The sequence below is a fragment of the Arcobacter sp. LA11 genome, from assembly GCF_001895145.1.
In the GTDB taxonomy this organism is placed as follows: Bacteria; Campylobacterota; Campylobacteria; order Campylobacterales; family Arcobacteraceae; genus Halarcobacter.
In genome coordinates, this window is sequence record NZ_BDIR01000004.1 from 123942 (window position 1) to 143803 (window position 19862).

Below are 19862 nucleotides of genomic sequence, written 5' to 3' on the forward strand. Positions count from 1 at the left end.
TAGATGTTTAGAATTAGAATTAGACCAACAATATTATTTATTTTTTCATTAGTTGTGTTTTTTGCAGTAGTAATGACTTTAGGTTTACAATATTATTTTTCTAAGCAATTAGCCACTGATATGGTTATAAAAAATGTTAAAAATCTTTCTGTTAATACTGATGAGAGATTGGAAAATATGGATAACTATAGTAGTGAATTAATATCTATCCTAGAACTTTCTTCAGGGATTGATGATTTATCAAATAAATTTAATTCATCTAAAATTTTGAAAAAAATGGCAATTTCAATGAAAAATAAAGAGTATATTTATGCGATATATTTCGGGTTTTCAAATGGAGATTTTTTTGAATTGATAAACCTTCCTAATGATAATTCAAATTTAAAGAATAGATTTGAAGCTAAAGATAATGAAAGATGGCTTGGAATAAATATAATAAATATAGATAATAAAACTACAGAGATAAAAACATTTTTTGAAAAAGATTTTAAGATAAGTAGAAAAATTGTTGGGACTACTGAATATAATCCTACTAAAAGACCTTGGTATATAAATGCATTAAAGAGTAATACCCTTATAAAAACAAGACCTTATATGTTTGCAAACTTAAAAAGTAATGGAATAACATATGCAAAAAAAATACCTGATCTTAATGATGAAGTGGTTATTGGTATAGATATATCTTTAAAGAACTTATCTAACTTTTTAAAAAGTCAAATAGATATAGAAGGAAGTTATATTTATTTGGTTAATGATGAAGGTAAAGTTATTGTATCAAGTACAGAGGAAAATAAACTAGATAAAAAATTGACAACGCTTTTAAAATCATTAAATTCAGAAAAATTAAATGAAATTGAGATTAATGGCAATGATTATTTTGTAGTTCAATCTACAATAAATTCTAAGTTTTATAATAAAGAACATTTATATATGCTTATCCCTAGAGATAAGATAATGGATCCTATAAATCTAAAGATTTTATATGCTATTGGGTTAAATGCAATCTTTATGAGTATCTTTACTCCTATTTTATGGTATTCATCTAAACCTATTGTTAATCCAATTTATGAGTTAGAAAAAGAAAATGAAAAAATTCGTGATAGAAAATTTGATGAGGTTAAATTAGTAAAAACACGAATTAAAGAAGTTTATCATTTATCCAAATCTTTACTTACAATGTCTGATTCAATTAAAGAGTATCAAGATTCTCAAATAAAACTAATGGATTCTTTTATAGCTTTGATTGCAAGTGCAATTGATTCTAAGTCGGAATATACAGGCGGACATTGTAATAGAGTTCCTATTTTAACTCTTATGTTAGCTCAAGCTGCATCGGATAATAATGATGGTATTTTTAAAGAATTTAAACTAAAAAATGAAGATGAGAAAAGAGAATTAAGTATTGCTGCATGGTTACATGATTGTGGAAAGATTACAACTCCAGAATATATAGTAGATAAAGCTACAAAGCTAGAAACTATTTATAATAGAATACATGAAATAAGAACTCGTTTTGAAGTGATTTATAGAGATTTAATTATTGAATCATATAAAAAGCTTGAAGATGGAGAAGGAAAACCAGAGGTAGCAAAATGGCTTGAATCTGAACAAAAACAACTTATCTCTGATTTTGAATTTATTGCTAATACAAATATAGGTTCTGAATTTATGAAAGAGGAAGATAAAAACAGAATAGTAGAAATATCAAAAAGAACATGGGCAAGATACTTTGATGATACTTTAGGTCTTTCAAAAGATGAAAAACTTAGATATAAAAAAGAAGATAGTAGTATTGAAAATTTATTAAGTGATAAACAAAGACATATTATAAAAAGAAATAACTTTAATGAAGAAGAGTATTTAGAAAAAGGATTTAAATTAGCAGTTCCAGAAAATATGTATAATTTAGGTGAGGTATATAATTTATCTATATCTAAAGGAACTCTAACAGATGAAGAAAGATTTAAAATTAATGAGCATATTATTATGACTATTAAAATGTTGGAACATCTTCCTTTTCCTGAACATTTAAAAAAAGTTCCAGAATATGCAGGAGCTCATCATGAAACACTAATTGGTACAGGTTATCCTAAAAAACTCACAAAAGAAGATATGTCAATCCCTGCTAGAATAATGGCAGTTGCAGATATTTTTGAAGCTTTAACTGCAAAAGATAGGCCTTATAAAGATGCAAAAACATTATCAGAATCTATAAAAATATTAAGTTTTATGGTAAAAGATAAACATATTGATGAGGATGTATTTAAACTATTCTTAGAAAGTAAAGTATATTTGGATTATGCGAAAGAATATTTATCTTCCGAACAAATTGATAGTGTTGATATAAAGAAATATATTTAATTAGTTTTTGTCATATATAAAGAGTTGAAATATTAATAATTAATTTTCATTTAGCTAAAATACAAACTAAAATCAAAGGAAAAAAATGCAGCACTTGATTACTACCGCAGACTTTACAAAAGAAGAAATTCTTAATATTTTTGATGATGCTAGAATATTTTTAGATATGGAATCTAGTGAGGTTTTAAAAGGTAAAATTATTGTAAACCTGTTTTTTGAGAACTCAACAAGAACAAGAGGTGCTTTTGAAATGGCTGCAAAAAGACTTGGTGCTCAAGTAATCTCTTTAGATGTTGGAACTTCTTCAACAAAAAAAGGTGAGACTATCTTTGATACAGTAACAAATATTAACGCCATGGGACCAGATGCAATTGTTATAAGACACTCTGATTGTAATTTTCATAAAACTTTAATTGATTATGTAGATTGTCCAATTTTAAACGCAGGTGCAGGTAAAAATGCTCATCCTACACAAGCTTTATTAGATTTATTTACTATTGTAGAGCACTATAATGGTGATACAGAAGGTAAAAAAGTTGCGATTATTGGAGATATAAGAACTTCAAGAGTTGCTGGTTCTAATAAAAAACTTCTTCCACGATTTGGTATGGATGTAAGTTTTGTTGCTCCTGATTGTTTTAAATCAGAAGATCCTGAGTTCAAACAGTATGATAATATTTCTGAAATTATTGATGAGGTAGATGTTGTTATGAGTTTAAGAACTCAACTTGAACGTCACAATGAAATGTATTTTTCCTCACTTCATGAATATGCAAAAGATTACTGTATTACAAAAGATACTTTTGGAGATAGAGATATTCTTTTATTACACCCAGGACCAGTAAATAGAAATGTTGATATTTCTGACGAGATGTTAGTTGACCCAAGAAATAAAATTTTAGAACAAGTTAGAAATGGTGTTGCAGTTAGAATGGCAATTCTTAAAAAACTTGTTAAAGACCAATAATCTAAGATTAATTTGAACGAAGAATTAAAAAATATATTAAATAAATATGGCTCTTTTAAAGAGCCATTTTTTTTTACTATCTCATATGACCTATCAAAATTTTATGTAAAACCTTTAAAAAATTTACCAGCAGAGATTAGTTACGAGATAAATGATAAAGTCTCTTCAAAACTTACTAAAAAGCAAAGAATAAAAAAATATCCTATATCTTTTAAAGAGTATAAAAAGAAATTTGATTATATTCAAGAGCAAATAAAAGCCGGAAATTCTTATCTTTTAAATCTAACTTCTAAAACACAAATTGATTCAGAACTTACACTCGAAGAAATTTATGAAAAAGCAAATGCAAAATTCAAGTTGAAATTTTTTGATGAATTTGTATGCTTTTCTCCTGAAAAGTTTATAGAGATAAAAAAAAATAAAATCTATACCTATCCTATGAAAGGAACTATTGATTCTAAAATACCAAATGCTGAAGCTAAAATTTTAGGTGATACAAAAGAGATGGCAGAACATACTATGGTTGTAGATTTACTTAGAAATGATTTAGGAATTGTTTCAAATAAAATTAGGGTTGATAAATTTAGATATATTGATAAAATAAATGCTGGAGATAAAAAGCTTTTACAAGTAAGTTCAAAAATCTCAGGTCATTTAGAAGAAAATTGGCATGAAAAAATTGGAGACATCTTAACTTCAATATTACCAGCAGGTTCAATTACAGGAACACCAAAGAAGAAAACTGTTGAAATTCTTAAAGATATAGAAGATTATGATAGAGGTTACTATACGGGTATCTTTGGAGTATATGATGGAACTTCACTTGATTCAGGTGTAATGATAAGATTTATTGAAAAAGATAAAAATGGAAAGATTTACTATAAAAGTGGAGGAGGAATTACTTGTGATTCCGATACAAATTTAGAATACTTAGAGCTACTTGATAAAATTTATTTACCTATTTAAGATTATTTTTTTATAATTTATAATTGGATAACTTATAAAAAAGGATATGCTATGAATTATCAAGATGAGAGAGAATTTAACCAAGATTTAGACTTAGCAAAAAATACAAGAGATGTAAATATCCAAAAAAGATTTTTAAAATCTTATAGTCTCGGGATTAGAAAGGCCTTGGCAAAAAACCCTTTTCTAAATTCTGATATTGCAAATAATTTATTGTTTGATACAAGTTCAAATGTGTCTTTTCAAGCTTCAAAAAATAATAACTGTACGAAGCAAAGAGATTTTATTAGTGAAATATTAGATAATAAATGTGTTGTTTGTGATTTGGATCTTATTCCTTTAAATTGTGATAACTGTAAATAATCAAAATTTTTTACAGCAATTTTTAAATAACATTTAATTACTTATAATTAACTATAACTTTAATTAGCTCAATGGCTAAAAAAAGTTATTGAAAAAATATAAATAAAATTCTTACTATAAGAATGCCAAAAAAATTCTTTCTAATTTAGGACTTACTTTAAAGTATAAAAAGTTTATTGTCTAAATTTATTTGCCTTTCTAATTAAGCTACAAAAAAACAAAAAAATACTTAAATTTTATAAATTTTTCTTGTAACCAAGAGATAACTTTTCACAGATAGAATAATGTAAATAAAATGTAATGAATATGTATTCACTTAAAGAAAACTTAGAAAAAAGAAAAACCTTAATTATTGCGTAAAAAAACTTAAAAAAAAATTTATTTTTAAATTTATTTTAATTTTTCTTTGATTATAATGCGCCAAATTTATTTAAGGAGAAAAAATGAAAAACACTGTTTTTGTTATTGAATATGCAAAAGGAACTGACAAAGGATTTGATGGATTTAGACCAGATACTAAACCAATTTTAGATGCGATTGAAGAGGTAACTAGTTATAAGACTGAAATTGTTTTCTATAGACCAAATAGAAAATATGACTTACTAGAGTATTTAAAAGAGAAAGCTGTTGCAGTTATTAGTAGAATCAATCCAGGTAATTTAAAAGAAGTTGATGAGTATTTTCAATTTTTAAAAGCTTTAGGAAATGCAGGTGTTGAAGTTCATACTCATCCAGATGTTATGATTAACTTAGATTTTAAAGATATCCTAGCTAAGTTAAAAGGGACACCTCTAGGTGACGATGAAACTTACTTTTATCATACATATACAGACTTTGCTACAAAATTTCCTGCAGATTTAGACAAGTATGGAATTAGAGTATTAAAAACAAACTATGGATCAACAGGTGAGGGTGTATATCTTGTATCTAAAAAAGATGATGGTTCTATTTTCTCAGTTGAAGCTGTAAATAATCAAAAATACTATTATGATGATATTGATGAGTTTTTACATAAGTTTGAGCCAAACTTTGATGAAACTGTATCAGAATATGCAGCATACTTTCAAGGTAAAACAGGATTTGTTGGATGTAGATATTTAGAAAGAATTGCAGAAGGTGAAATTAGAGTTTTACTTGTAAATGATAAAGCAATTTCTGTTGTACATAAAAAACCTCAAGAAGGTGAATTTTCAGCAACACTATTTAGTGGAGCAAAATATAAATATGAATCACCAGAAGATCCAAAATGGAAAGATGTTATTAATTTAACAATGAATGGATTAAAAGACTTAAAAGCATATTTAAATGGGAAAAACTATCCATTATTATGGACTATGGATTATATCTTAGATTATAATGAAGATGGAAGTGACAAATATGTTCTTTCTGAAATTAATTGTTCTTGTGTTGGTATTACAACAGAATTACAATATGCAAAAGATGTAGCTGCAGTTTTTGTTCCAAAAAAAGATAAAAAGAAAAAATAATTTGAAGTAGGGATTAATCCCTACTCCAAAATTTTAAGAAGTGGATAATATCTTTTTTTACATATATATTTGTAGTAATATCATGTTTTGTTTGAGGTAGTATAATTACTTTTGCATTTTTGTATTTCATCAATGCTTTTGTACAATGTCCTTTTATTTCATGATTTTCATTTGGTTTTGAATTTTTACCAAAATATTCATCATGTGTTCCGATAATATTTAAAAAAGGTTCATTTTTTTTAGCACCTATTTTAAAATCTTTTGAGTAGTATCCATTTTCACAAGAATAAGCAGTGATAATCCTTGCTTTAAATTCTCTTCCTTTAAAAGCAGCAGCTGCTAACCCACCTTCTGAGTTTCCCATTAGAAAAAGATGCTCTTCATCAATAAAACTCACACTTTTCAGTTTTTCAAGATTAAAATGAATCTCAGCTTGTCTTACTTTATGAACAGCTTCATAAGCACTCATTTTTGCAGGAGTATTATAAGTTGGTCTATTTTCAATTTTAAATGAATTTGGTGCAAAAAATATAAAACCAGCTTCTTCAACTATCCATTTTCTGTAAATTTTTCCTTTTGTAAGTCCTTTAGAACCGTGCATAAAGAGTAGAGTGGGGATTTTTTTATCTGCTATAAAATTAGGATATTTTTTTTTAAATTTATTTAATGTCCCATAATATGCTTTTTCTAATCCACCATAACCTTTTGGAATACCTATATATGCATATTTATACGTATCTTCAAAATTATTATATTTTAAAAGTGTTTTGTTTATATCTGTCAAACCTATATTTCCTAAAATTTTTTCGCTATTATAACGAAATTAAAAAATACTGGAATTAATATATATATGTACTATTTTGAAACTATAAAATGTGAAGACTTTGAAGTGTTAAATTTAGATTATCATAATAAAAGAGTTGCAAATACAATTGGTTTAAATATAAATCTTCAAGAGTATATTTACCCACCTTCAAACGAGCTTCTTAGATGTAAGGTTATTTATGATGAAGAAGGTATTACTGATGTTGAATACTTTAAATATAAAAAGAGAGAAATCAAATCATTTAAAATAATAGTTGAAGATAAAATTAATTATTCAAAAAAGTATGTAAATAGAACAGCTCTAGATAACTTATTTAATCAAAGAGAAAATGCAGATGAAATTATCATTATAAAAAATGATTTTGTAACGGATACTTCAATTGCTAATATTGCAATACATGATGGAAGTTCTTGGATAACTCCCAAAACCCCACTTTTATATGGTACGACAAGAGCAAGATTAATTGAAGAAAAAAGAATTTTTGAAAAAGAAATAACTATTGATATGTTAAAAAATGCAAAAAAATTTGCTTTGATGAATGCTATGATTGATTTTGATATTTTAGAAGACTATTCATTTTTTTTATAAACTCTATTTAATAGAAGACTCCATTTATCAACTTTCCCCCAGTTGATTTTAACTTTCTTATGTATTTTTTTATTTTTTAGAATATATGCAGCTTTTTCATTAAATATAAATTGAGGTTCTAGTTTCTTTCTTATATCAAAAGGAACTACTTTAAAACTTAGGTTATCAAGTACTAAAGGCATGGCTTTTTTATTTTCTATATAAAGTAATATCATGTGATAACTTGCTTCACCTCTTACTTTTACAACACTTAAAAATAGTTTTTCTTTTGGAATACCAGTTTCTAAAAGTGTAAAGTATTTTGCAATAGCATAATCTTCACAATCACCTTTTCCATTTATTAAGAACTCTTTTGGAGTTGCCCAATGATCGTCTACTTTGTATTTTGTTGCATCATTAATTGGTAATATTTTATTATAAAAAGCATTTACATGAGAGAGTTTTTTTAATAATCTAAAATCTTTTATTTTCTTTTTTAATTCGAGATATTTTATTAATCTAATAGTAATAGCTTTTTCTTTTGTTGAGGATTTTATAATTCTTAAATCATCATTGCTTAAAGTTATACTTTTAGCTGATAAAGAAATTGTAGATATTAAAATAAGTAAAATTAATTGTTTCATAGGCTATAATACACAAGTTAAATTGAACTTAGGATTAAAAATGATTAATAATATTATAGAGAATGTAGAGTATAAAGATTTAGTAAGTTCACAAATAAAAGATACTATGGGATTTTTATTAAAACAAAATGAAGAGTTTGCAATTACTGCAAATATTGATGCAGTTACTTTTGACCCAGAATTACCAAAAGCAACCCTTGAACAGCTTTCAAAATTTTCACTTTTTATTTTATCAAATTATACTTATTCAACTGTAAAACTAGATGAGTCTGCGATTTATTTCGAAGCAGGATTTGGGAGTGAAAATTTTGGTTCAACTGTTAAAGTGCCTTTTTATGCGGTATTTCAAATTGTTGTTGAAGAATCAATTCTTTTTGTAAATTCTGTTGCTACAGTTGATAAATTTAATAAAGATGCAAAAGAAAAATCTTTCAATGTATTTAAAAATAACCCAAATAATAAGAAATTAATAAAATAAGAATATATATATTTACTTTAGTGTCACTTTTATGCTACACTTTAAAATATAAGGAGTAAATATTATTGGATATATTAGTTTTTGATAAAAATTATGAAGATGAAAGATCTGATTATTTAACTGTAATACAGAATAATTTAGATGGCTATAATATTAATTTATTTACTAATTATAATGAAGCCATCATTTCTTATAAGAAAAATCTTTTTCATATTGTTCTAATTGATTTTACAACAGATGAAGGAAAAGCTTTTTTGCAAGATGTAAATAAGTTGAATTCTTTGCAACGAATCATTACTATGGGATTTACTCTTAGTTGTAGTTCTGAAATGGGATGTTTATATTGTATAGATAACTTTTATAAAAGAAGACTTCTTAAGCCTATTGATGCAATCGATTTATATAAAACTATAAAAGACTTTAATGGGATATTTTGTAAATATGCAAATAGATTTAATTCTCCAAAATTGCTACTTGATGAACTTATAAAAAGATATAAATATTTTTCATATGATGAAAAGAATGAAATAATTTCTTCAGATAAAAATGATCTATATGAGCTGAAAGAACTACTAAATCTTATGGTAGATTTAAAAAATTATGGAATAAAATATGAAGTAATTGATGATAAAAGTTTAAAGGTATTATAGCTTTTTATCAATAGGAAGTTTTATAGTAAATTGCACACCTTTTTGCAGTTTATTATCAATCTCAAATTCTATATTTTGTGCAAAAATTTCTCCATTTAGATGTTTAACTATAATTTCTTCTGTCATGTATAATCCAATACCAGTTCCTTGTGATTGATGTTTTGTAGTAAAATATGGGTCAAAAATTTTTTCAAGAATATCTTTATCTATTCCTCCTGCATTATCTTTTATTTTTATTATGATTTCATTATCTGTAGATTCAGATTGAATTATTAAATATCTTTTTTCTTTTATTTCTGAGAGTGCATCAATTGAATTATTGATTATATTCATAAAAATTTGTATAAATTCATTTTTAAAACTTTTTATATTTGGCGTATGGATTTCTTTAATAATATTAATACTATTATTTCTTATTCTCATATAGATTAAATTTATTGTTTCATTCCAAGCATCTTCTATATTAAAGTTTATAACTTTTTTATCTTTCTGAAAATAGTTTCTAAAACCATCAATAGTTTCTGAAAGATGTTGTGTAGATAAATTTATTTTTTCTAAAGTGTTATTTAATTCTTCTTTTTCAAGAACACCTAATTCATTTTGTAATTTTGCACCTGTTGCAGCTGTTGATATCATTGATAATGGTTGTCTCCATTGATGGGCTATATTAGAAATCATTTCTCCCATTGCGGCCATTTTAGATTGCTGAAAAAGAAGTTTTTCTTTTTTTATAAGTTCCTCATTTTTGTTTGTTAATTCTGTTATATCATTTGCAAGAACTAAAATAAAATTTTCACCATCTTTATTTTTAAAAGGCTTTTTTATAGACATAAAATGTTTTACTTTATTTGTTTCTACATCTATTGAATCTTCATAAACAATTCTTGTTTTACCTTCATTCATTATTTCTTGAACATTTTTTCTAAAGAAGTCTGCCATTTCTTTATCTGGTATATAATCTCCATCATCTTTCCCTATCATTTCATCTGGATTTGATTTATAGAGTTTAGCAGTAGCCTCATTTACTAAAACGAATTTTGCATTATAGTTTTTTAAGACAATGGGGTAAGGAGTTTCATTAATTACCGTTTTTAGTAGTGTAGATTGTTCTATTAATTGTTCTTGAATTTTATATGTTTCTGTAATATCTACAATTGTCCATAAAATATGCTCTTGATGCTTTATTGGATCGCCAGATATTTTAGCCCAAAATAGTGTTCCATCTTTCTTTTTTACTTGAAAGTTTACACTCATTGGTTTTTTATCAAGTACATGTTTGAAAGCAACTTCTCCGAATTTTAAATATTCATCATTATTTAAATGAAAAATTGAAGAGTTTTTCCCTATAAGTTCATCTTCTTGATATCCAAATAATTCATAACATCTTTTGTTTGTAAGAATGATATTTCTATTTGAATCAACTACTAATATACCTACATAAGTGTTATCAAATAAGTCATTAAAAATAGTAGATTTATCTATCTTTTTATCGTTCTTCATATATTGCCCTTATAATAATTTTATCAGGAGCAAGATAATAAATTTCTTAATAGATTATTTAAGCTTTAGAGCAAGAGCTCTAAAGAAATATATATTTATTTATTTGGTGAAAAAGGGAATAAAGCACTCCCCCAAGTAAGACCAGCACCAAAAGCATCAAATAATACAGTATCACCTGCTTTTATTCTTCCTTGCTCATATGCATAGTTCATTGCCATAGGAATAGATGCTGCTGAAGTGTTCCCATATTTATCAACAGTAACAACTGTTTGTTCATCTGTTAATTTTAAAGCTTTTCCAACCGCACTAATAATTCTATAGTTTGCTTGGTGAGGAATAAAATGATTAATATCTTCATTTGTAATATTGTGTTTTTTCATCATTACTTCAACATCTGCTGTCAAAGTTTTAACTGCTAGTTTGAAAGTTTCATTACCTTTCATTTTAATACAAGCCATTTTTTGATCAAGTACTTCTTGTGAACATGGATGTTTACTTCCTCCACCTGGAGTTTTAATTAAATCATCATAGTTTCCATCACTTGAACAATTTACATCAACAATAGCTTCTTCTTTATTGTCAGTTGCAGAGATAATTGCAGCACCTGCACCATCTCCAAAAATAAAACAAGTACCTCTATCAGTATAATCTAAAATTGATGTATAAGTTTCTGCACCGATAATTAATACATTTTTTTTCATACCAGATTCAATAAATGCTTTTGCAACTGATGTTGCATAAACAAATCCAGTACATGCTGCACTAATATCATAAGCCATAACAGGAGGAAGTCCAAGTTTTGATGCAATAAGACATGCCGTTGATGGCATACATAAATAATCAGGTGTAACAGTAGCACAAATAACTAAATCAATATCTTCTTTAGCTATTCCAGCACGTTCGATAGCTTGTTCTGCTGCTTTTGCCCCTAAATCAGATGAAGCTTCATTTTCTTCAGATATTCGTCTTTCTTTAATACCTGTTCTTTTTGTAATCCATTCATCTGTAGTATCTATAATTTTTTCAAAATCTGCATTTGTCATAATTTTTGGTGGAATGTAAGCACCAATAGATCTAAAAGCCGCATATGCCATAAAAAAATCCTTAATTATTTATATAAATTTAACTTTTGTTCAATATCTTCATTTAAGTTTGAACTTGCTGCATTAATAGCTTGAAAAATTGCATTCTTAATAGCTTTAGGGTTTGATTTACCGTGTGCAATAATCACAGGTGATTTTACACCAAGAAGTGGTGCTCCACCATATTCGGCATAATCAACTCTAACTTTTAGGCTTTTAAATACTTTTCTCATTAAAACTGCACCTGCAATTGAAATAAGTGATCTTTTAAGATTTTTCTTTAAAATTTGTCCTATAGTATCTGCAACACCTTCTGCTGTTTTTAATAAAATATTACCAATAAATCCATCACAAACAACAACATCTACTGTTCCTTTGAAAATATCACTACCTTCAACATTTCCAGCAAAGTTTGGTATTTTTGAGATTAGTTCATATGCTTCTTTTGTAACTTCGTTACCTTTAGATTCTTCTTCTCCATTGCTTAATAAACCAACGATTGGATCATCTAGTTGAAGAACATCTTTTGCATATGCTTGTCCCATAATTGCAAACTCAAATAAGTTTTTTGCATCACAATCAACATTTGCACCAACATCTAATACTAAAGTATTTTGATTTTCACTAGTAGGCATTAAAGTTGCAATAGCAGGTCTGCTTACACCTTTAATTCTTCCAATTCTAAGAGTTGCTAAAGACATAGAAGCACCAGAATGTCCCGCGGATACAATTGCATCTGCTGTGCCTTCTTTTACTAATTCTATTGCTTTATATATTGTTGATTCTTTTCTTTTTAGAGCATCTGTAGCTGAATCATGCATACTAATTATATCATCAGTATGAACAATTTCGATTCTGTGTTCAAATTGTTGAGGGATTAAAGCTTTAAGTTCGCTTTCATCTCCGACTGCTATTGCAGTAAAGTTGTTATTGTTTTGTAACGCTGCAATAAGGCCATCTATAATAGGCTCAGGACCGAAGTCCCCACCCATTGCATCTATTGCTATTTTAAGCATTAGTTTTTATATTCACCAGTGTTTGGGTTAACCATATGAGGCATCTTCCAAGTTCCGTCACTATCTTTTACTGGTTTTTTTAAAGTAATTTTATAGTGAGTTCTTCTTTTAGCTGCTCTAGTATGAGATACTCGTCTCTTAGGTACTGCCATGTTTTCTCCTTAATTAATATTCTTGTTCGACAAAGTCATTATTTGCACAGTTTGCACAAATATGATAGTCACTGTATATAGATGATACTTCACTTTGAATAATCTCATCAAAATCAATTATATTATCATCTACTTCTATTATTAAATCTTCAGACTCTGAAGATTCATTTTTATAAATACCATCACTTATTAAAAAATTTAACTTCTCATTTAAAGTAATCGTATCATTTTCACCGCATCTACAACACTCAACAGATGTTTCACCTGTTAAATTTGCATCAACTTTGACTAAAGATGGCGATATTTTACAAAAAGTACCTTCAATTTTAACTGAATTGAACTCAGTATTAAGCTCTCTAGGAGTTTGAGGTACTTTTTTAAATTCTATTTTCATTTGAAAATTTTATAATTCTTAACAAATTTCTCTTGCTGCAAAGAAAAAGTTAATTTCAACTGCTGCATTTTCTAATGAATCTGAACCATGTACTGCATTAGCATCAATAGATTCAGCGAAATCAGCTCTGATTGTACCAGCTGCTGCTTCTTTTGGGTTAGTTGCTCCCATTAAGTCTCTATTTTTAGTCATTGCGTCTTCACCTTCTAATACAGTTACTACAACTGGACCAGAAATCATGAATTCTACTAGCTCACCAAAGAAAGGTCTTTCTGCATGAACAGCATAGAATGCTTCAGCGTCAGCTTTACTTAATTGGATTTTTTTTGTAGCTGCGATTCTTAAATCTGCTGCTTCAAATCTAGATAAGATTTGACCAACAACATTCTTAGCAACTGCATCAGGTTTGATGATTGATAACGTTTGTTCCATAGGTATTTTTCCTCTTTTTATTTTAAGTCGCGGATTATACCTAAAAAATAAAAAAAAGGCAAGTAGTTTTTACTACTTGCCTTTTTATAGATAGTTAATTAATATTTAAATATTAGTCTTCAACTACTGGTTGTCCGTCAACAGCACCTTCAGTTGTTGGGTTATCCCATACAATACAACCTTCAGTTGGACATGCTTCAGCACATGCTGGTTCATCATTATCACCAACACACTCAGTACAAGTTTCAGCATTTACATAATAAATATCCTCACCTGTTGGGTTCTCATCATTATCAACGATTGACTCAGTTGGACACTCATCTAAACATGCGTCACAATTAATACAAATATCTGTAATTTTAACTGCCATTCTAACTCCTTGTTAAATTTAAGAAACTTTAGCACACAAAAAATAAATTTAACTTTAAATGAGAATGTTATTAACAAACGATAAGAAGGGGCTTTGCTTAATGAAAATAATAACGATTATCATAGAACTTTTTCTTATTGAGGAAAATTTTTTTCCTAAAATAAAATTTGTCTTAATTTTTTAAATTTATATAAAAAGCAATATTTTTTTTAAAAAATTTATATTATAATTACATCACAAAAATTTATATTAATAAAAGGAAATTACATGTTAGTAACAAAAAAAGCTCCAGATTTCACAGCAACAGCTGTACTTGCAGATGGTCAAATCGTTGAGGATTTTAATTTATATGATAATATTGGTGAAAAAGGTGCGGTTTTATTTTTCTACCCACTAGACTTTACTTTTGTTTGTCCATCAGAAATCATTGCATTCTCTAAAAGAATTGAAGAGTTTGAATCAAGAGGAGTTTCTGTAATTGGTGTGTCTGTTGATTCTCAATTCTCTCACTTTGCATGGAGAGAAACTGCTGTTGAAAATGGTGGAATTGGAAGAATTAAATATCCATTAGTTGCTGACCTTTCTAAGCAAATCTCTAAAGACTATGATGTATTATTTGGTGAAGCAGTTGCATTAAGAGGTTCTTTCTTAATTGACAAAGATGGTACAGTTAGACATGCAACAATCAATGATTTACCATTAGGAAGAAACATTGATGAAATGATTAGAATGGTAGATACTATGTTATTTACAAATGAGCATGGTGAAGTTTGTCCTGCAGGTTGGGCAAAAGGTGATGAAGGTATGAAAGCTTCTACTGAAGGTGTTGCAGAATACTTAGGTAAACACGAGGGTGATTTATAAGAATTAACTTATAATAACTTTTAAAAGGTGCCAAACTTTGGCACCTTTTTTTATGTATAAAATCTCATTTATTGACAAATTACAAAATAAAGACTAAAATTACATCACTTAAAAAAATTACTATATAAAAAACTACAAAAAACTACATAACTTATATGTAAATCAAAAAAGGCAAACATACTCATGGAAGAGTCAAAACCTCAAACAAAACCTAGAAATTCTAAAAACTCAAATAATAGAAAAGCTAGAACTCATGTACCAGTAGAAGGTTACAAAATTGAACAACTAAGGGAACTTCCTTTAGAAGAACTTTTAAAAATAGCAAAAGAACTAGAAGTTGAAAACCCTCAAGAACTTAAACGACAAGATTTAATGTTTAATATTTTAAAATCTCAGATTGATCAAGGTGGATTTATTTTATTTACTGGAATTTTAGAGATTAAAGATGGAGGATTTGGTTTCTTAAGAGCAATTGATGGAAATTTTTCTGATACATCAAATGATTCTTATGTATCTGCAACACAGATAAGAAAGTTTGCACTTAGAACTGGTGATATTGTTTCAGGACAAGTTAGGCCTCCAAACAAAGAGAGTGAAAAATATAATGCACTTTTAAAAATTGAAGCTATTAATTATCTTCCAATTAACGAATCAAAAAATAGACCATTATTTGATAACTTAACTCCTTTATATTCTACTGAAAGATTTACATTTGAATATGACCAAAATAGAATGACAGGTAGAATGCTTGATTTATTCGCTCCAATGGGAAAAGGGCAAAGGGGTTTAATCGTTGCTCAACCAAAAACTGGTAAGACTGAATTATTAAAAGAATTAGCTCATGGTATAACTAGAAATCATCCTGAATCACACTTAATGGTTCTGTTAATTGATGAAAGACCAGAAGAAGTTACTGATATGCAAAGAAGTGTAAAAGGTGAAGTTTACTCTTCTACTTTTGACTTACCGGCACAAAACCATGTTAGAGTTGCTGAAATCGTTATTGAAAAAGCAAAAAGACTTGTTGAGATGAAAAAAGATGTAGTTATCTTACTTGATTCTATTACAAGACTTGCACGTGCTTATAATACTGTAACACCAAGTTCTGGAAAAGTTCTTTCAGGTGGGGTTGATGCAAATGCATTACATAAACCAAAAAGATTTTTTGGAGCTGCTAGAAATATAGAAGAGGGTGGTTCTTTAACTATTATCTCAACTGCGCTTATTGAAACTGGTTCAAAAATGGATGAAGTTATTTTTGAAGAGTTTAAAGGTACAGGTAACTCAGAAGTTGTATTATCTAGAAATGCAGCAAATAGAAGAATTTATCCAGCTCTTGATATTATCAAATCTGGTACAAGAAAAGAAGAGTTACTTCTTTCTCCAGACATTTTACAAAAAACTTGGATACTTAGAAATGCAATTGCTTCTATGGATGAAGTTGAAGCTCTTAAATTTTTATATTCAAAAATGCAAAAAACAAAAGATAATGAGACATTCTTTGCTTCAATGAATGAATAATAAAATTTAAAATAAACTAAAAAAGGGAACTTGAATTTTCAAGTTCCCTTTTTTTATTTAAAGTGATTTATTAAAATATTAATTTTTAACAAATAAACCAATTGTTGCACTAACTGCTGTAAATGCAACTAAGCCTACAACTACGAATAAAAGAATTTCCGTAATAAACATTTCATTTCCTTTGCATATCTTTTATGAATGAATATTCATTTTTTATTAAAAGTATAGAGAAATTAGAATTAGCAAACTCTTAAAGAGTTAAATAAAGTTTACTTTTTTAGAGAGATTTAAAAACTTTTTCATATTGTTCAACTCTAAAATCAAAGGTTGTGTAGTTTTTATTTTTTTGTTTTTGCTCTTTATAATAAGGATTTGCACCAATACTTCTATTTGCTGCATTTGAGGGAGAAGTTAGACTTATAGTTTTAAATATTCTATTATCATATTCAAATTTATGAACTTTTGGAATATTTTCATCTACAATTTCAAATTTAATATTTTTTTCTTTTAAAACTTTTCGTAAAAAGTATTCTGGCGAGTTTTTACAATACCCACCAGTAAAAATTATAGTATCAATCATCTGATATTTTTTAAGATAAGCTAGAATATCTCTGAGTAATACATCTTTCATACCAATATCACTTGCATCGACTTTTTCTCTTTGGCATGAATCAACTATATCACATATACCAAGTCTGTTTTTTATTAAAAAATCTTTTCTTTGATCAATTGCAAAATCTGAACGATTATAAACAAGTTTTAAATCGAATATTTTATCTAGTGCTTGCCATAAAAGTCCATCTTGTGAACCATAGCAGAAAAGAACGTCTTTTTCTTTATATTCTTTAGTACAAAATCTAGGAGGAGGAAGAGTTCCTACTATGATTCTTTTTGTATATTTATTTAAAAAAGGTTTATATGGATGAAAGTGATGAAACATATTTGTCTTTATTTTGTTAAATCTATTATAATAGTAAACTTCGCACCATTATAAGTATTATTTTTATAAGTATACTCAGTATTTTTTACATAAAGTTCACCTCTTAAATGTTTTGTAACAATCTCTTCACTCATATAAAGACCAATACCTGTACCTAATGATTTTTCTTTTGTAGTAAAATATGGTTCAAAAATTCTATTTAGTATTTCTTCATCAATTCCTTCCCCATTGTCAGTTATTTCAACATATATTTTATTATTTTTAATGTATGCATCAATAAATATGAGTTTTTTATCTATATTTGTTTTTATTAGCTGATCTCTTGCATTATTTAAAAGATTGATTATTACTTGTAAAAGTTCATTTTCGTAACTATTTATTTCAATTTTATCAATATTTATAATGATTTCAATTTTATCATTTTCAAAACGCTTTCTTAATAGATTTAGAGTTTTTTCTATTAAACTATCTAATTCAAATATGCTTTTTTCTTTGTTTGGAGAATAGAAATTTCTAAAGTCTTCAATTGTGTCGGATAAGTATTGAGTAGATTCAGTAATTTGATTCATGGTATCAATTAGAAACTTATCATCTAAGTCATTTATCATTTTTTTAACTAAAACTCCAGAAGAAGCTGTACTTATTATACTAAGAGGTTGTCTCCATTGGTGTGCTATATTTGCAGTCATCTCTCCAATTGCTGCCATTTTTGATTGTTGGTAAATTAAATTTGATTTATCTTTTAGCTCCGTTATATCATGGGCTGCTGCGTAAATCAAACCATTTTCAGGAATTGAGTTTGCAGACCATGCAAGGGTTTTATAAGAACCGTTTTTATGTTTATATCTATTTTCAAAATAAAATGTAGTAACACCTTTTGCTAAGTTTAAAAATTCATCCAAGGTCTTTTCTTTATCAGCAGAATGGATTAAGTCTATAAAATTTGCATCAATGAGTTCTTCTTTTTTATAGCCTAATATTTTACTCCAACCAGAGTTTATTTGTAGTATTTTACCCTCAAGGTTGGTAACAACAAGTAAGTTTATAGGTAGCTCAAAAAATTTGTTTAAATTGGTTTGTGCATCTTTTAGTTTTTCTTCTAGTTTATTATTTAATTTTTTGTTTTCTTCCAATGTTTCATTTAGTTTTTTTCTTAGAAAAAATAGAATAATAATAAATAGAATAACAATTACTATTCTAAAAGAGTACATATCGACAATATGTTTGTCATAATCTTTTTTTAATTTTTCATGTTTTGTTAAGATGTCTTTATTTAGTGAATTTAAAGGGATACCTGTAGCAATAATCCAATTTAATTTTTTATATAGTTTTGCATAAGAGAGTTTTCCTGTGATTTCATCACTATTTAACTGTTTAAAAAAGTAAGTGAAAAATATTTCCTCATTTTTCTTTACTCCTTCTAATTCTTCAAAGTATGGAAAATTTCCTTTTATGTCTTTTGTTTTTGTAGAGAGAAGTTTACCTTCTGTTTTTTTTAAATTAGGATGAATTAATCTAATCGCATAGTTCTCTCCTCCTTCAAAATTGATAACCTTGTTAACCCAAGTATATCTAGTCTTATCAAAAACATTATGATATAAATAATTTTTAACATCAATGATAAATAGTTCTTCAAATTTAGGAGTTAATTTTTCTTTTTTTTCATTTGTTAGATTTTCTTGCATTTTTAAATAGTGAGTATAAGTTGAATCAACAAATCCAATTGTATGTATAATCGATTCTTTTAATCTTTTTTTATACTCTTCTTTTATAGAGTCTTCAAGATTTTTAGTTTGTATTTTAAATAGTCTTTCTTCATACTTCGTATCTAAGATAGTTGCACTTAGAAATAATAGGATAACAAGAAGTACTGATGAAAATATAATAACATTTAATCTATTTGACATACCCCTTCCTTAATAAATAGTAATTATATCTTAAAATAAAATAATTGGCTAATATGAGTATTTATTTTAAAATATGATTCTATATATAATAATTCATTTATTTGATAAGTAATATTGTAATGTTTTGATGACTCTTTTAAAAATATTTTGCTAAGTTATATTTTGATAATATTTTTATAAATATATAGATTGGAAATAAGATGTCAGACATACAATTATTACATGATAACCCATTGAAATTTCAACAAAATGAAAAAGAATATATTGAAGATGGATTGAATTTTAAAACCTATGCAAAAGTAATTTCCAATGCAATTTTAAATACTAAAACACCATTTACAGTTGGAATATTTGGAGAATGGGGGTAAAGGTAAA

22 protein-coding genes are annotated in these 19862 nt (G+C 27.0%); 11 read left to right on the top strand and 11 right to left on the bottom strand.

All coding sequences use genetic code 11. From position 1 onward, the window contains the following. The first annotated feature begins 3 nt into the window (after positions 1-3). The 5 genes from BT997_RS05450 to BT997_RS05470 all read left to right on the top strand — a co-directional run bounded on the left by BT997_RS05450 (position 4) and on the right by BT997_RS05470 (position 6144). A complete protein-coding gene (locus tag BT997_RS05450) occupies positions 4-2361 on the top strand; it encodes an HD domain-containing phosphohydrolase (RefSeq protein ID WP_072680443.1) in 2358 nt (785 codons plus the stop codon). A gap of 85 nt (positions 2362-2446) precedes the next feature. After that, a complete protein-coding gene (locus BT997_RS05455) occupies positions 2447-3328 on the top strand; it encodes an aspartate carbamoyltransferase catalytic subunit (protein WP_072680444.1) in 882 nt (293 codons plus the stop codon). A gap of 12 nt (positions 3329-3340) precedes the next feature. Then, the gene (locus tag BT997_RS05460; protein WP_072680445.1) at positions 3341-4294 is read left to right on the top strand and encodes an aminodeoxychorismate synthase component I; all 954 of its coding nucleotides are present in this window, start codon (positions 3341-3343) and stop codon (positions 4292-4294) included. A 51-nt stretch (positions 4295-4345) separates the two neighbouring features. Continuing rightward, positions 4346-4657: a hypothetical protein gene (locus BT997_RS05465; RefSeq protein ID WP_072680446.1), complete on the top strand. Its 312-nt coding sequence runs from the start codon at positions 4346-4348 to the stop codon at positions 4655-4657. Positions 4658-5100: 443 nt separating this feature from the next. Continuing rightward, positions 5101-6144 (top strand): Cj0069 family protein, encoded by a 1044-nt coding sequence (locus tag BT997_RS05470; RefSeq protein ID WP_072680447.1) that lies wholly within the window; start codon positions 5101-5103, stop codon positions 6142-6144. Between the two features lie 13 nt (positions 6145-6157). On the opposite strand, the gene BT997_RS05475 is transcribed toward BT997_RS05470, so the two are convergent. Continuing rightward, on the bottom strand, positions 6158-6928 hold the full coding sequence (locus BT997_RS05475; protein ID WP_072680448.1) for a S9 family peptidase: 771 nt from the start codon (positions 6926-6928) through the stop codon (positions 6158-6160). Between the two features lie 66 nt (positions 6929-6994). Between BT997_RS05475 and BT997_RS05480 the strand changes: the two genes are divergently transcribed. Continuing rightward, on the top strand, positions 6995-7558 hold the full coding sequence (locus tag BT997_RS05480; RefSeq protein ID WP_072680449.1) for an aminotransferase class IV family protein: 564 nt from the start codon (positions 6995-6997) through the stop codon (positions 7556-7558). On the opposite strand, the gene BT997_RS05485 is transcribed toward BT997_RS05480, so the two are convergent. Further along, a complete protein-coding gene (locus BT997_RS05485) occupies positions 7540-8181 on the bottom strand; it encodes a transglutaminase-like cysteine peptidase (RefSeq protein WP_072680450.1) in 642 nt (213 codons plus the stop codon). The genes BT997_RS05480 and BT997_RS05485 overlap by 19 nt on opposite strands. A gap of 40 nt (positions 8182-8221) precedes the next feature. Here BT997_RS05485 and BT997_RS05490 point away from each other — a divergent pair, with 40 nt between their 5' ends. Further along, positions 8222-8659, top strand: a complete 438-nt coding sequence (locus BT997_RS05490) for a hypothetical protein (RefSeq protein WP_072680534.1) — start codon at positions 8222-8224, stop codon at positions 8657-8659. A gap of 65 nt (positions 8660-8724) precedes the next feature. Continuing rightward, positions 8725-9309 (top strand): hypothetical protein, encoded by a 585-nt coding sequence (locus BT997_RS05495; RefSeq protein WP_072680451.1) that lies wholly within the window; start codon positions 8725-8727, stop codon positions 9307-9309. Here BT997_RS05495 and BT997_RS05500 read toward each other — a convergent pair. From BT997_RS05500 to BT997_RS05530, 7 genes are all read right to left on the bottom strand, one after another. Then, entirely contained in the window at positions 9304-10809 is a 1506-nt protein-coding gene (locus BT997_RS05500; RefSeq protein WP_072680452.1) for a PAS domain S-box protein, read from the bottom strand. The genes BT997_RS05495 and BT997_RS05500 overlap by 6 nt on opposite strands. 95 nt (positions 10810-10904) lie before the next feature. Next, complete coding sequence (locus BT997_RS05505) at positions 10905-11903, bottom strand: beta-ketoacyl-ACP synthase III (RefSeq protein WP_072680453.1); 999 nt, start codon at positions 11901-11903, stop codon at positions 10905-10907. Between the two features lie 14 nt (positions 11904-11917). Next, positions 11918-12907, bottom strand: coding sequence for a phosphate acyltransferase PlsX (gene plsX, locus BT997_RS05510; RefSeq protein WP_072680454.1), 990 nt, complete (start codon positions 12905-12907; stop codon positions 11918-11920). Next, positions 12907-13059 carry a 50S ribosomal protein L32 gene (rpmF, locus tag BT997_RS05515; protein WP_072680455.1) on the bottom strand — a complete coding sequence of 51 codons (153 nt, stop codon included), beginning with the start codon at positions 13057-13059 and terminating at the stop codon, positions 12907-12909. Before rpmF ends, plsX begins: the two co-directional genes overlap by 1 nt. Before the next feature lie 13 nt (positions 13060-13072). Next, positions 13073-13453 carry a hypothetical protein gene (locus tag BT997_RS05520; RefSeq protein ID WP_072680456.1) on the bottom strand — a complete coding sequence of 127 codons (381 nt, stop codon included), beginning with the start codon at positions 13451-13453 and terminating at the stop codon, positions 13073-13075. A gap of 18 nt (positions 13454-13471) precedes the next feature. Beyond that, positions 13472-13885, bottom strand: coding sequence for a nucleoside-diphosphate kinase (gene ndk / locus BT997_RS05525; RefSeq protein ID WP_072680457.1), 414 nt, complete (start codon positions 13883-13885; stop codon positions 13472-13474). Between the two features lie 112 nt (positions 13886-13997). Next, complete coding sequence (locus BT997_RS05530; protein ID WP_072680458.1) at positions 13998-14255, bottom strand: 4Fe-4S dicluster domain-containing protein; 258 nt, start codon at positions 14253-14255, stop codon at positions 13998-14000. 267 nt (positions 14256-14522) lie between these two features. Between BT997_RS05530 and BT997_RS05535 the strand changes: the two genes are divergently transcribed. Both BT997_RS05535 and rho read left to right on the top strand, forming a co-directional pair. Further along, positions 14523-15119, top strand: a complete 597-nt coding sequence (locus BT997_RS05535) for a peroxiredoxin (RefSeq protein WP_072680459.1) — start codon at positions 14523-14525, stop codon at positions 15117-15119. A gap of 183 nt (positions 15120-15302) precedes the next feature. Further along, entirely contained in the window at positions 15303-16640 is a 1338-nt protein-coding gene (gene rho / locus BT997_RS05540; RefSeq protein WP_072680460.1) for a transcription termination factor Rho, read from the top strand. 277 nt (positions 16641-16917) lie between these two features. On the opposite strand, the gene BT997_RS05545 is transcribed toward rho, so the two are convergent. Next, positions 16918-17580: a uracil-DNA glycosylase family protein gene (locus tag BT997_RS05545; protein WP_072680461.1), complete on the bottom strand. Its 663-nt coding sequence runs from the start codon at positions 17578-17580 to the stop codon at positions 16918-16920. A gap of 8 nt (positions 17581-17588) precedes the next feature. Next, positions 17589-19487: an ATP-binding protein gene (locus tag BT997_RS05550; protein ID WP_072680462.1), complete on the bottom strand. Its 1899-nt coding sequence runs from the start codon at positions 19485-19487 to the stop codon at positions 17589-17591. 200 nt (positions 19488-19687) lie between these two features. Between BT997_RS05550 and BT997_RS15520 the strand changes: the two genes are divergently transcribed. After that, complete coding sequence (locus BT997_RS15520; RefSeq protein ID WP_174247200.1) at positions 19688-19855, top strand: hypothetical protein; 168 nt, start codon at positions 19688-19690, stop codon at positions 19853-19855. Positions 19856-19862: the final 7 nt, after the last annotated feature.

Coding starts and splice junctions, on each gene's coding strand:
- BT997_RS05450 (WP_072680443.1), top strand. CDS start 4: ATGTTTAGAATTAGAATTAGACCAACAATATTATTTATTTTTTCATTA.
- BT997_RS05455 (WP_072680444.1), top strand. CDS start 2,447: ATGCAGCACTTGATTACTACCGCAGACTTTACAAAAGAAGAAATTCTT.
- BT997_RS05465 (WP_072680446.1), top strand. CDS start 4,346: ATGAATTATCAAGATGAGAGAGAATTTAACCAAGATTTAGACTTAGCA.
- BT997_RS05470 (WP_072680447.1), top strand. CDS start 5,101: ATGAAAAACACTGTTTTTGTTATTGAATATGCAAAAGGAACTGACAAA.
- BT997_RS05480 (WP_072680449.1), top strand. CDS start 6,995: ATGTACTATTTTGAAACTATAAAATGTGAAGACTTTGAAGTGTTAAAT.
- BT997_RS05485 (WP_072680450.1), bottom strand. CDS start 8,181: ATGAAACAATTAATTTTACTTATTTTAATATCTACAATTTCTTTATCA.
- BT997_RS05490 (WP_072680534.1), top strand. CDS start 8,222: ATGATTAATAATATTATAGAGAATGTAGAGTATAAAGATTTAGTAAGT.
- BT997_RS05500 (WP_072680452.1), bottom strand. CDS start 10,809: ATGAAGAACGATAAAAAGATAGATAAATCTACTATTTTTAATGACTTA.
- BT997_RS05505 (WP_072680453.1), bottom strand. CDS start 11,903: ATGGCATATGCGGCTTTTAGATCTATTGGTGCTTACATTCCACCAAAA.
- plsX (WP_072680454.1), bottom strand. CDS start 12,907: ATGCTTAAAATAGCAATAGATGCAATGGGTGGGGACTTCGGTCCTGAG.
- rpmF (WP_072680455.1), bottom strand. CDS start 13,059: ATGGCAGTACCTAAGAGACGAGTATCTCATACTAGAGCAGCTAAAAGA.
- BT997_RS05520 (WP_072680456.1), bottom strand. CDS start 13,453: ATGAAAATAGAATTTAAAAAAGTACCTCAAACTCCTAGAGAGCTTAAT.
- ndk (WP_072680457.1), bottom strand. CDS start 13,885: ATGGAACAAACGTTATCAATCATCAAACCTGATGCAGTTGCTAAGAAT.
- BT997_RS05530 (WP_072680458.1), bottom strand. CDS start 14,255: ATGGCAGTTAAAATTACAGATATTTGTATTAATTGTGACGCATGTTTA.
- BT997_RS05535 (WP_072680459.1), top strand. CDS start 14,523: ATGTTAGTAACAAAAAAAGCTCCAGATTTCACAGCAACAGCTGTACTT.
- rho (WP_072680460.1), top strand. CDS start 15,303: ATGGAAGAGTCAAAACCTCAAACAAAACCTAGAAATTCTAAAAACTCA.
- BT997_RS05545 (WP_072680461.1), bottom strand. CDS start 17,580: ATGTTTCATCACTTTCATCCATATAAACCTTTTTTAAATAAATATACA.
- BT997_RS05550 (WP_072680462.1), bottom strand. CDS start 19,487: ATGTCAAATAGATTAAATGTTATTATATTTTCATCAGTACTTCTTGTT.
- BT997_RS15520 (WP_174247200.1), top strand. CDS start 19,688: ATGTCAGACATACAATTATTACATGATAACCCATTGAAATTTCAACAA.